The organism is Bradyrhizobium sp. USDA 4501 (assembly GCF_054062115.1).
The window spans coordinates 4,694,222-4,706,616 of record NZ_JBSSEX010000001.1; the positions used below are offsets into that span (position 1 = coordinate 4,694,222).

The following is a 12,395-nucleotide window of genomic DNA, read 5'->3' on the forward strand; positions in this document are numbered from 1 at the left end:
TCACCTTTCCCGCACCGCCGGAACAGCAGGGGCCGTTCTGGTCTAGCTGTCCAGCGCGATCCCTAACGCCTTGATCTTCCGGTACAACGTCGCGCGGCTGAGCCCGAGCGCCTTGGCCGCGTCCGTCACTCTTCCGTCATTGGCGCGCAATGCATCGACGATCGCGGTGCGCTCGCTCGCTGTGTGATCGGCCTCCGCGCCGCGTGCGCTGAACGGCGGCAGATCGAGATCGGCCTCGGTGATAAGGCCGTGCTCCGCGGTGGCGCCGGCGAGCCGCAGCACGTGGCGAAGCTGGCGCATGTTGCCGGGAAACGGATAGGCCATCAGCTGCGCCCAGGCGTCGGCCGCGATGCGGCAGTGCGGCGCTTCCTCGTCGGCGATCTGCGCGATGACGTCCTTGCGGTCGGCGCGCTCGCGCAACGCGGGCAGGCGGATCTCCATGCCGCGCAGCCGGTAATACAGATCGGAGCGGAAGCTGCCGTCCTCGGCCATCCGCGCCAGATCACGGTGCGTGGCGCTGATCAGGCGGATGTCGACCGCGACAGGCTTCAACGCGCCGAGCGGCCAGACCTCGCGGTTTTCCAGCACGCGCAGCAGCCGGGTTTGCAGCGAAAGTGGCATGTCGCCGATCTCGTCGAGGAACAGCGTGCCGCCAGAGGCCTGCACGATCAGCCCCTTCGATCCCTCGCGCCGCGCGCCGGTGAAGGCGCCGGCCTCGTAGCCGAACAGCTCGGCATCGATCAGGCTCTCCGGCATCGCCGCGCAGTTCAGCGCGACATAGTTGCGGCCGGCGCGGTTGCTCGCGGCATGGATGGCGCGCGCGAACACGTCCTTGCCGGCGCCGGTCTCGCCATGCAGCAGGATCGGCAGATCGAGATTGCCGACCGTCATCAGCCGCTTCACGCCCTTGATCAGCACGGGATCGCGGCCCGCCAGCCGGTGCAGGCCGGAAAACTGTCCGGCCGGCTTTTCGCGCGGCGGTGTGGATGGTGGACGCGGCGAACGCGCCCGCACCGGCGGCGCCAGACGGCCGCGTCCCCACGGCGTGCCGTCGGCGCGACGCAGCGCGACCTGCTCGTCCGCGGCCCGCGTCGCGCGATCGTCGAGCTGAATGAGATGCGACAGGTCGATGCCGTCGTCGATCATCGCATCGGTCAGCCCGAACGCGGCGCGCGCGGTGCGGCAGGCGCCGACGACACGGCGATCGTCGTCATAGGCCAGCATGCCGTGCCCGTCGCCGGGCAGCATCGCGATCCAGGAGGCGCGGTAGCGCCGGCGGAAGAACGACTGCTCGATCCGCCGCGTCGCCTCCGTGGTGACGGCGAGCGCCAGCTCATGCGCGCTGCGGCCGAGGTCGCTGCGGCACGAGGTGATGTTGACGGCGCCGGCGAGCCGCCCGGCATGATCGAACAGCGGCGACACCGCGCAGGTGAACATGTGCCACTGCTCGCGGAAATGTTCGTCGCCATGCACCAGGATCGGCCGCTGCTCGGCGAGCGCGGTGCCAAGCCCGTTGGTGCCCTCGAACGTCTCGGCGAAGTTCGAGCCGGTGTAGATCTTCCACTCAAGGAACATCCGCGCGTAGTCGCCCCCGGGCAACCGGCTCACCAGCATGGTGGCGTTGGGATCGGCGAGATTGACGCAGTAGCCGGAGTCGTGGAGCACGCGGGCGAGGTCCTCGAGCTCGGGGATCGCGACCTGGATCAAATCCTCCATCGGCTCGGCGATGTGCCGGATCTCGGCCTCGGTCAGGGTCTGCGGCGGCCCGCGCCGGGCCGGATCGAGGTTGTGATTGACCAGGCAGCGCCGCCAGGACGCGGCGATCCGCGTCTCGGTGTCGACGCCGGCCACCTGGTTGGCCGCCGACAGAACACGGGCGACGTGATTTGAGGCCGAAAGATTGGCCATCCAGAGGTCTCCACCCCTAATTTTCCGCGAAGTCTGGCAGTCCGCGGCCGAATGTCAATTGGCCGACGGCGTCGCGGGACTCTTACCTCCCCTTGCAAAGGGGAGGTCGCTTTGCTCGTGAGAGCAAAGCGGGTGGGGATCTGCTCTCTCGGCTTGCAGCATCGCCTGCGGCTGCCCCCCATCCCGACCTTCCCCCTTTCGGGGGGAAGGAGAAGGCGGACCGCAGCCCGAGTGGAGCCAACGGGCTACGGGGATGACTTCACCTCGCCAGCGGTGAAGAGCACGAACGAACGCCCTACCGCCTTGTACGTGCCGTCGAACGCAAACTGCGCGCCTGCCGGCTGTTCCGGCGCGTTGGTGTCGAGCAGCCGCGACCAGCGCGGTCCGGCTGACGTCGGCGGCAGCTTGAAGTCGACCTCGCCCTCGTAGCTGTTGAGGATGACAAGCACAGTGTCGTCCTCGCCCTCACGCGCGATCGCGGTCTTGCGCGCGCGGCCGTCGAGCACGACGCCGAAGCATTTGATCCAGCCGGTGCTCCAGTCGGCCTGCGTCATCTCGACGCCCGAGGTGCTGATCCAGACCACGTCGCGGATCTCGAGCTGCGGATCGCGATCGCCGGAGAGGAAGCGGCTGCGGCGCAGGATCGGATAGTCGCGCCGCAGCTTGATCATCCGCTTGGTGAAGGCGAGCAGCTTCCCGGCGTCGTCGGAAAAATTCCAGTCGAACCACGAGATGTCGTTGTCCTGGCAGTACGCATTGTTGTTGCCGCGCTGGGTGCGGCCGAACTCGTCGCCGCCGAGCAGCATCGGCGTGCCCTGCGAGGCGAGCAGCGTCGCCAGCATGTTGCGCTTCTGCCGTTCGCGCAAAGTGCGGATATCCGGATTGTCCGTGGGCCCTTCGGCGCCGCAATTCCAGGAGTGGTTGTCCGACGAGCCGTCGTTGTTGTGCTCGCCGTTGGCCTCGTTGTGCTTGTTGTTGTAGCTCGCCCAGTCGTTCAGCGTGAAGCCGTCATGGGCGGTGATGAAGTTGACGCTGGCCCAGGTGCGGCGGCCCTCGCGGTTGAACACGTCGTGCGAGCCGAGCAGCCGCGGTGCCAGGCTGCCTGGCGCCGCCTCGCCGCGCCAGAAATCGCGCACAACGTTGCGGTATTTGTCGTTCCACTCCGCCCAGCCCGCCGGGAAGCCGCCGACCTGGTAACCGCCGGGGCCGCAATCCCAGGGTTCGGCGATCAGCTTGACGGTCGCGAGCAGCGGGTCCTGGTTCATCGCCTTGAGGAAGCCGGACTGCTCGTCGAAGCCGTAGACCTCGCGCGCCAAAATGGTGCCGAGATCGAAGCGGAAGCCGTCGACATGCATGTGGCCGGCCCAGTAGCGCAGGCTGTCCATCACCATCTGGATCACCCGCGGATGCGACAGGTTCACCGTGTTGCCGGTGCCGGTGTCGTTGATGTAGTAGCGTCGCTTGTCCGGCAGCAGCCGGTAATAGCTCGCATTGTCGATGCCCTTGAACGACAGCGTCGGGCCGCGCTCGTTGCCTTCGGCGGTGTGGTTGTAGACGACGTCGAGAATGACTTCGAGGCCGGCGCCATGCAGCCGCGACACCATCTCCTTGAATTCGCGCAGGCTGTTCGGCACGTCGGCGGCGTAGCGCGGATCCGGCGCGAAGAAGCCGATGGTGTTGTAGCCCCAGTAATTGGTGAGGTGCTTGTCCAGCAGGTTGCTGTCGTTGATGAAGGAATGCACCGGCAGCAGCTCGACCGAGGTGATGCCGAGCGCCTTGAGATGGTCGATCGCGGCGTTCGAGCCGAAGCCGGCATAGGTGCCGCGCAAATGTTCGTCGATGCCCGGGTGCTGTTTGGTAAACCCCTTGACGTGGGTCTCGTAGACCACGGTCTCGTCCCAATGCACGTCCTGCCGCTGCGCCTCCTGGACCCAGTCGAAATTGGGATCGACCACCACGCATTTCGGCATGAACGGCGCGCTGTCGCGCTCGTCGAAGGTGAGGTCGTCGCCGCTCTCCATCTTGTAGCCGAACACCGCCGGATTCCAGGTCAGGCTGCCGGCATGGGCGCAGGCGTAGGGATCGAGCAGCAGCTTGTTCGGGTTGAAGCGGTGGCCGCCGTCCGGCTGGTAGGGACCGTAAACGCGATAGCCGTAGAACGTCCCCGGCTGCACGCCATTGATGAAGCCGTGAAACACCTGGTCGGTATATTCGGGCAGCTCGAAGCGGTGCGTCTCGCGCTCTCCGTCGAACAGGCAGACCTCGACCTTGGTCGCGTTGGCGGAAAACACCGCGAAATTGGTGCCGTGGCCGCTCCAGTGGGCGCCCAGCGGATAGGGCAGCCCTTCCTCAATGACGAAATCGGACATCGGTCCCCCAGCCATGAGATCAACCTGCAACAAACGCCGCCGCGCGGGAAACGTTGCATGGGCTGGTTTAGCGGCAGTTACGCTTGGTTCGTATGACGCGGGCGGAACGAGATGCAAGGCTCGGCAAGAGATGTCGCGAGAATGCGGACGTATGACTCTCTGCCACAATCTCGATGTCGTCCCGTGCAAGCGCAGCGCGACCCGGGACCCATAACCACGAAAGCAAATTGGCTTGCAAAGCTGGAGCCACAGCGTGCTTCGACAACGCAACCCTGTGGTTATGGGTCCCGGCCCCATGGGCAATTGCGCACTAGGCCGGGACGACAGCGGAGGGCTTGTTGAGTGCAATGCTAAATCAGCCGCATGCCCTTGAAGCTGGTATGCCCGTTCTTGCCGACGATGATGTGATCGTGCACGGCAATCCCGAGCGGCTTTGCGATGTCGACGATGGCTTTCGTCATCTGGATGTCGGCCTGCGACGGCGTCGGGTCGCCGGACGGATGGTTGTGCAGAAGCATGCTGCGCGTCGCATCTATTTGGATTGATTGTGCTTTTTGGTGAGAGGCCAAAGGCAGGGGGCGCGCAGTGGGGCCGGTACATCGTGAGCCAGCGTGATAATCACAGTCGCGCACGTACGATAATGGAGCACGGATTTCGAGCGCCTGCAATCACAAGGCAAGTGAGTATCGATAACTCGATGCTCTCCGCACTCGCTTCAATTGAAGAAGCAGGTCACAGACTTGGTCGCTGGCCGCACGCTCAAGCTACGCGTCCCAGCCCTGATAGCAACCTGGCTGTCAGCGTTCGTCGATTATAGACCCTATCTCGACCCCGGTGAGCGTGGCGTCGTTCAGGTCCTCGCCGCAGACCGTGATCAGGCGAAGATCATCCTGCGCTACACGAAGGCGTTCTTCTCCAAGGTGCCCATGCTATCGCGCATGGTGGAGCGTGAGACGCAGTTCGGCCTCGAATTGAGCAACAGCGTGGCGATCGAGGTCACGACTGCATCGTTCAGATCAGTCCGAGCCGCACGACGGTTGCTGCGCTCGCGGATGCGGTCCTCCGTGAGGCTGAGCCTATCAAGGCCAAGCCGAACAAGGGAGAGACACATCTTCAGGCCGTGCAACGGCTGCGCGCCCAGATCGCAAACCTGATCAACGAACGCAGTCGGATCGAAAGATCGGAGTCCACGACCAAGGAGAAGAAGGCGAAAGTCGCGAGCTTCGTGAAAGAGCTCGCGGCCAAAGGCACACCGCGCATTTTCGTCGGACACAATCGCGTCAGCGTGGAGTTCGGACGCGGCGTGACCGGCGAACTCGACCCGCCGCCCTTGGAAGTCCTGAGCTGGATCGATCCAGCCCTCGTCATCGAACGGCTCGAAGCTGCGATTGACGCCGAACACAAGTCGCCGAACCAGATGTCTGTTGCAGATCGCGATCAACGGCTTGCCGAGATCAAGCTCGAACTGCACGAAGCCGAGCGGCAAGAGGTTCAACAACATTCGCGCAGCGGTCAATGACGGCCAATACATAGAGCACCGAGCGAACGTGAGCATCCCGGTGCTGATCGGTCTCGCTATCGGACCCAAGCCGAAGGCGAACGCGGCGTGATTGGTTCCCTACGCGTATTGCTCGTTCTCCGCGGAGGGCCTTAGCTCCGGTCAGCGTCCGTGACCGTCCGCGACCGGGGGGCGGACAATTCGGTGAGTGTCCGACCTCATTGAAACAACCCCGACAGCCCGCGGTCAGGTATCCGCCTGACGCGGCGGGCATCATTTCGATCGCATCGCAGTCTCCGCGATCGATAACGGTCCCCGTCGTCGTTTCTTCCTGGGCGACGACGGGGTTTCGTCTAAAGTAGCTTCAGGACGTAGGACTTAATATCGCCATCCCCCTCAGTAGACACCATCACACCTCTGGCGCGCTCGCATAGCGAGTACATCACGTGTTCTATTGGCATATCGAGCGGGACCATCAGTTTGACGACGTGATATCTCTCTCCATCCGTTGTTATTTCAAACGGCTTACGCTTCTTCATACTCATAGGTCGATGACCTCAACAAACGACCTGTGAACGTCACAGGCTCCGCTCCGCCCGAACGCCCGGGCACAGCATGTCAGTCATCATCAGGCCCACACCGAACCGCGCCGGCGCATCAGGGTCAACTGACGCTGGCCGGCAGCCCTAATCGAAGTTCGCGACCGCTCTACCGGATTAGTACTGCTTGACAGATCTCAGTCGGAACCCCAGCTTAGCATCCGCTGGCGATAGCCTACGACCTCCGGTCTGTAACGTAACGTAACGCTACGCTACATGACTTCAGACCCTAGAAGCCTTGACGTATTGTAATGATACCATGGGTAACTGTTGTCTCGGTTGACGGCTCCGTGTTCACGGGGTCGTAGTTCGCCAGCAGAGACAGGAGACGTGCAATGAGGAGAAAATCCAAATTCACGCGCCTTGCTCGCGAGATTCTCGGGCTCGCACTGTTGGCTGTAAAGCTGGCGGCGGCGATCTGGGACCTCGTGAGTAAGGCCGTTGACTGGACCGCGTCATGTATCGGAATTTCAAATGGACATGGGAACGCAAGGGCAAACATATCTTCGCCCCGTCCCCAGATGCGGATCGCCGCGGGGACAAGATCATTGATTTTTGCGACCGCGAGGTAGATTTCCCGCTTTGCTTCTACCATTACCGCAAAGGCGGTCATGTCACCGCCCTGCACGGCCACCTGCAGAACAGATTCTTTTTCAAAATCGATATCCAAAACTTTTTCTATTCGATCTCTCGCAACCGCATAGCTGCTGCGCTCCACTCGGCCGGCTTTCCATGGGCTCGCAATTTCGCCAAATGGTCGTCCGTTCGCAGCCCTTACGATCTGGGGCCGCGGTACTGCCTGCCGATCGGCTTCAAGCAGTCACCCGCACTTGCCAGCCTAGTTCTGATGCGCTCGCCCGTCATGGCAATGGTGGCGCAAGCTGAGCAAGCCGGAGCGTTCGTTTCAATCTACCTCGATGACCTCATTTGTTCTGCAAATGACGAGGCGCTGCTCGAAGCACTGTATGACGCATTTCTTGCGGCGTTCGCGGAAGCGAACCTAACGCCCAATCCGACCAAGCTCGTCCCACCCACGGACGCGCTTGTTGTGTTCAACTGCGATCTTCGACACGGGTTTGCGCAAGTGACGCCAGATCGCATCGCCGAATACTTCGCTGAACCGCGCTCGGCTGCATCGCTGACCTCGTTCGCGGCCTACTGCGCCAAAGTCTCGGAAGCGAACATCTAGAACGGCCTCGCACCGAGGCTGGCCAGTTCCCAACTTGGCACGCGTCCCCTGCGACTTCACAAATCCTCGCGATCCACAGGGAGATGTTCCGGCCTTGTATTGTGTGGAGGGCGCAAAGATCGGTGACCGAGACTCAGTCAAAGCCGTATACTCACTACCCGATTCGAAAAAGGACCCGATCATGGGCACGTTTCTTCGAACGAGTTTGGTGTCCAGTGCTGAATTTTGGGCAGCATTCCACGAAGGTGGAGCGATTTATTTTATCCGGGACGCGCAAGCCGACGCGATAAAGGTTGGACACTCACTCGATCCCAATAAGCGACTTTCAGATCTTCAAGCCGGCTGTAGCGGAAAGCTCGAACTGATCGGAGTGATCGCTGCCGCTAAAGAGATTGAGCGAATTGTTCATGGCCAACTTCGCGAAGGACACATTCGGGGAGAGTGGTTCCACGGCCGAGGGGTCACATCCCAGTGGCTTCACGACATGACGCAGGGAGAGCCAATGTACAGACACGTCTGGAAGCTCGTGCCGGGACGCGAGTTGATCATGATGTGGGACCCCGTATCCAAAACTCACACCAAGCACATTTGGGAGCCAGCTTTGGAAGAATGGGTCCCTCCGTTTCCAAAAACGTCGGATGGCGCATCGTCGAGGCAAGCGGGAGAATTATTGTCATGATGATCTTTTTGGGCGAAGGATACGTCAACCTCGATCATGTAAGGAAGCTGCAATTCTCCTCGGATGGGACAACGGCGAACGTCCATTTTGCGGACGGTTCTTCCGAAACGCTCTCGTGTCATTCCACCACGCGTTGGACCGTCGACGAGTCTACCGTGATCCAGGCGAATCACGGCTTCTCACTTCTGTCGCTGCAGGACTTCGCAGGCAGAGGCCCCCTCGAATTGTCCGAGGAGGTGATAATCGCATTTCGAGTGCCCCGGTCAGGCTTCTATGCGGCCCCCATAACGATTCACGGCGAGGTCGAAAGAGATACGACTCCTTGGCACTGGGCCATTAGGCGTCCGAACGGGACCGTGAGCTCGCCCCAAGGAGAGGATTTCAGCGACCGCGAAAAATACTTCGCGGAAATGCAGAGAAGGTGGCGCGAAAACTCGCCAAAACCCAAAGTCGCGTAGCCTGACGAAACGTCGGCCACGTCATATGTACTGCATACGCACAGAGAGAACAAAAATTGTCCAACCAAATCAACTGGATGACCCCAGTTGCATTATTGCTGATTGTAGACAGCAGATTCGAGCTTCCGAACTGGCGCTTCAGCGCGAGCAGAGCGTTGTGGCCGCCGCTAGGCGTGGCGGAGCGGAACATGAGCCTTCGCGGACCAAATGGGGTAGTTGTACATCAGACAATTCTTTAGCATCCAAAATATCTACGCTAACCAGCTCAATCAAAAATCTGGAGGCGGTAGTAGATGCTTTTCGTGGTCGCAGCCGTGCCCAACGCTAGCTCATGTCCAGTCCTTTCGACGCGCGACAAACCACAAGATTCCCTCTATCCCATGACTCAAGTTCGTCCACCGGATATAAGACAGCTTTGCCGATCTTGACATATGCGGGTCCGATTCGCATCGCGCGCCAGTTCCGCAGCGTGCCCACGGTGACCTCGCCACGGTATCGTGCAGACACTTCCTCGGGAGTAAGGAATTTGGCGTCCGCCATTCGTCTTCTCCATCACTCTACCGCATGAGACGTTACGGTAGAGATGGCTGCGATGTTGACATCCAGAATGAGGGAAGAAAACGATAATCTCGACGACCCCCGTGGCTCGCCTCAAACGCGGTCGGCTTGGAGCGTCGACAGTCGCAGGATGGCGTGACGGTGCGTAGTAAAAATACTTGCGCCTCGCGGTCGTAGGTACACGAGGTTTCGATGGCTGCGGGCCGCGTGCGCAAGGAAAACTATCAAGTGATACAAATGGCCGCGAGCCGGTCGCTCAAAGATGGCTGGGTTTCAGGATCTTGCTCGGAGACAAACCACCACCGACCAGCATGTCCGTTGCAGAAGCGTCCTCGTGCTTGCGGATCAGGAACGAGTCGATCGCAATTGAGATCAGTTCCTCAAAAACAACATACCGGTTCGAGCTAGAGCATTTTCCACATGATGTGGATCGTCTGGTGTATCCAGCATGCCTAAAGTAGTTGGCACACATCTGCGGCGCAAACGACTTGACGAGTTTGCCGATGAGTTTGAGCAGGGCTTGGACCGTGCGGGTGGCGCCTTTGCGCAGCGCAGCTTTCAACCGGGAGAAGGCCTGTTCGATTGGATTGAGGTCGGGCGAGTAGGCCGGCAGATAACGCACGCGGGCGCCGACAGCCTCGATCGCCTCGCGGACACCGGCGATCTTGTGAGTGCGCAAGTTGTCCATGAAGACGATGTCGCCCTTGCGCAAGGTCGGCGCCAGGACTTGCTCGACATAAGCCAGGAACGAGGGCCCATCCATTGCACCGTCGATGACATAGGGCGCCGTGAGGCCATCGATGCGCAGCGCGGCGACAAGCGTCAGCGTCTTCCAGTGACCATGGGGCACGCCAGAGACGAGGCGCTCACCGCGAGGAGAGCGCCCATAGTGCCGGACCATCTTCGTCGTGACCGCAGTCTCGTCGATAAAGATGAGGCGCGGTGCACGCAGCTTGGGCTGCTCGGCTTTCAGCGCGGCACGCTCGGCAGCGACGTCAGGTCGATCCTGCTCGGCGGCGTGCAGTGTTTTTTTTGAAGGTGATGCTGTGACGGTCGAAGAAACGCCAGATCGAACCGATGCCGGCCTTTTGCTTTCTCTGAGAGCGCAGACGCGCGCGGATCTCCTCGAGCGTCAGGTCCGGCTCCGCGGCGATCAGCTCGATCAGCCACTGCTTGTGCTGCTCCAACGGCGAGCGGCTGTGCCCGGTGCCGGGCTTGGCCTCAACGTTTCCGGTCTTCCTCCAACGATCCATCCATCGGATCGTAGTCGAAGCGCCGAGATTGAGAATGCGCGCAGCCTCACGTGCGCTTTCGCCGGACTCAACAAGCTCAACCGCACGCACCCTGAGGTCCTTGGAGTATCCCTTCGCCATCGCATGCCCCGCATGTTGTCGCGGGCAACACCGAATCTGATTTGCGTGCCCGTGGGAATCCCCTTTGACTGTTCCGATTCACCTCAACTGGAAACCGCTCTAATCTCGTATTCTTGATGCTGCCGATATCGAGCGTCGTTTGGTTTCATCGCTGACGTGGTGATCTCTGAAGGGTAGTTCAGACGATGTGCGGGACATCAAGTCAAGCTGCGTATGGAAATGTTGGAAGTACCCGCAAACCGGGACCAGTTTTCCGTTCGCCTCGTTGGCGGTGCACTAAACTTTCCGAGCAGATCCATCGGGTTACGCGACCTGTTGCTCTGATGACATTCTGAACGCCGGGGGAAGACCCTTGAGGGGAAAGCCTTCCCCTGCGCCCGAGCCTGTGGTCTCGGTCGCGCCCTTCTGCGGGGAGAACCCCGCAACGCCCCCAGAGTGAGAGGGCGGACGGGCTTCGCCGTGACGGGTTGAAGAACGGAGGAGAGGCCTCCGGCGCCTGTCGTGGAGATGACCCATGACCCAAGTCGAAGTTTTGAGCGCCGGCCGCAATCGCGTGGGTGGCTACAAGGTGGACGTGACCCGCGGGACGCGCGTCGGCCGAGTATCGTCGGAATGGTTCTCGCGGCCAGCGGACGAGCGCTATCTGTCCCTGTCGGACCTCTATGCCGCTGTGCGTGGACGGACCGAGCGAAGCCGCACCCGAACGGTCGAGAGCGCTGCGATCCGGGTTGAGGCCAGCCGCGACGATGCCGAGCGCCTGGCTATGGTACTGCCCGGTTCAGACACGCCGATTTTACCGACGCACTGGAGTTTCGGCCAACTCGCCGGCCTGGTCGGAGCGCCGGCGGCCTACCTTCGTCAGCTTCCAGCGTCGCTGGCCGCCATCAACCTACAATACGGCTTGACCTCCCATTCCGCCGAGCAGGTGAAGACGCTCGAGATCGAAGACGGTCGCGTCGAGCTTCGCGCGGTTACGGGCCCCGAATATGGGCGCATCTTTGACGACGAACTCGTCGCGGCCGTTCAGCGCATCGCGGGCAACGGCACAGGCGACACGCGCTGGAAGGTGCCGGGCGTGCTCGACTGGTCGACCGGTGTCTATAACCCGCGCGTCGACATCACCCAGGACACAACGACCCTCTATGCTTCCGATCGGGACGTTTTCCTCTTTCTGGTCGACGACCTCAACCCGATCGAGGCTGGCCGGCTGCCGGATGGCTCGCCGGACCTCTACTTCCGCGGCTTCTACTGCTGGAATTCCGAGGTGGGTGCGAAGACGCTCGGCATGGCGAGCTTCTATCTCCGCGCCGTCTGCCAAAACCGCAATCTCTGGGGCGTCGAAGATTTTGAGGAGATCACCATCCGCCATTCCAAATACGCCGCCTCACGCTTTGCCCGCGAGGCGGCGCCGGCGCTGGCCAGCTTTGCAAATTCATCACCGATGCCCTTCGTCAACGGCATCAGGGCGGCGCGACAAACGATCGTTGCCCGCACCGACGACGATCGCAGCGAGTTTCTGCGCAAGCGCGGCTTCTCGAAGGCCGAGACAGCGAAGATCATCGAAAGGGTCCTATCGGAGGAAGGGCGCAAGCCCGAGAGCGTGTTCGATTTCGTGCAAGGCATCACGGCGGTTGCGCGGGGCAAGACCCATCAGGACACACGACTCGATCTGGAGACGCGCGCGAAGAAGCTACTCGACCGGGCAGCCTGATACCCGGAAAGCCGGAGATGCGGAACGGCGTGTCTCCGGCTTCGTGCCCTTCC

The 12,395-nt window shown here is 61.5% G+C and carries 9 protein-coding genes and 1 pseudogene; 5 read left to right on the forward strand and 5 right to left on the reverse strand.

Annotated features, from left to right (window positions below; translation table 11 throughout):
• Positions 1-42: 42 nt before the first annotated feature.
• The 3 genes from ACVWZM_RS21485 to ACVWZM_RS21495 all read right to left on the reverse strand — a co-directional run bounded on the left by ACVWZM_RS21485 (position 43) and on the right by ACVWZM_RS21495 (position 4,846).
• Positions 43-1,908 (reverse strand): sigma-54-dependent Fis family transcriptional regulator, encoded by a 1,866-nt coding sequence (locus ACVWZM_RS21485; RefSeq protein ID WP_456854620.1) that lies wholly within the window; start codon positions 1,906-1,908, stop codon positions 43-45.
• 245 nt (positions 1,909-2,153) lie between these two features.
• Positions 2,154-4,277 (reverse strand): glycogen debranching protein GlgX, encoded by a 2,124-nt coding sequence (gene glgX / locus ACVWZM_RS21490; RefSeq protein WP_456854622.1) that lies wholly within the window; start codon positions 4,275-4,277, stop codon positions 2,154-2,156.
• A 350-nt stretch (positions 4,278-4,627) separates the two neighbouring features.
• Positions 4,628-4,846 carry a JAB domain-containing protein gene (locus ACVWZM_RS21495; RefSeq protein WP_456856727.1) on the reverse strand — a complete coding sequence of 73 codons (219 nt, stop codon included), beginning with the start codon at positions 4,844-4,846 and terminating at the stop codon, positions 4,628-4,630.
• A gap of 551 nt (positions 4,847-5,397) precedes the next feature.
• On the opposite strand from ACVWZM_RS21495, the gene ACVWZM_RS21500 reads away from it, so the two are divergent.
• The 4 genes from ACVWZM_RS21500 to ACVWZM_RS21515 all read left to right on the forward strand — a co-directional run bounded on the left by ACVWZM_RS21500 (position 5,398) and on the right by ACVWZM_RS21515 (position 8,700).
• Entirely contained in the window at positions 5,398-5,796 is a 399-nt protein-coding gene (locus ACVWZM_RS21500; protein WP_456854624.1) for a hypothetical protein, read from the forward strand.
• A 1,035-nt stretch (positions 5,797-6,831) separates the two neighbouring features.
• A complete protein-coding gene (locus tag ACVWZM_RS21505; RefSeq protein ID WP_456854626.1) occupies positions 6,832-7,563 on the forward strand; it encodes a reverse transcriptase domain-containing protein in 732 nt (243 codons plus the stop codon).
• A gap of 181 nt (positions 7,564-7,744) precedes the next feature.
• Positions 7,745-8,242, forward strand: a complete 498-nt coding sequence (locus ACVWZM_RS21510) for a GIY-YIG nuclease family protein (RefSeq protein ID WP_456854628.1) — start codon at positions 7,745-7,747, stop codon at positions 8,240-8,242.
• On the forward strand, positions 8,239-8,700 hold the full coding sequence (locus tag ACVWZM_RS21515) for a hypothetical protein (protein ID WP_456854630.1): 462 nt from the start codon (positions 8,239-8,241) through the stop codon (positions 8,698-8,700). The genes ACVWZM_RS21510 and ACVWZM_RS21515 overlap by 4 nt, the downstream gene beginning before the upstream one ends.
• A 324-nt stretch (positions 8,701-9,024) precedes the next feature.
• Here the strand turns inward: ACVWZM_RS21515 and ACVWZM_RS21520 are convergent, their stop codons facing one another.
• The gene (locus ACVWZM_RS21520; protein WP_456854631.1) at positions 9,025-9,240 is read right to left on the reverse strand and encodes a helix-turn-helix domain-containing protein; all 216 of its coding nucleotides are present in this window, start codon (positions 9,238-9,240) and stop codon (positions 9,025-9,027) included.
• A gap of 457 nt (positions 9,241-9,697) precedes the next feature.
• Positions 9,698-10,631: pseudogene (locus tag ACVWZM_RS21525) on the reverse strand (IS630 family transposase); the annotation flags it as partial.
• Positions 10,632-11,145: 514 nt separating this feature from the next.
• On the opposite strand from ACVWZM_RS21525, the gene ACVWZM_RS21530 reads away from it, so the two are divergent.
• The gene (locus ACVWZM_RS21530) at positions 11,146-12,342 is read left to right on the forward strand and encodes a DUF932 domain-containing protein (protein ID WP_456854633.1); all 1,197 of its coding nucleotides are present in this window, start codon (positions 11,146-11,148) and stop codon (positions 12,340-12,342) included.
• The last annotated feature ends 53 nt before the right edge of the window (positions 12,343-12,395 follow it).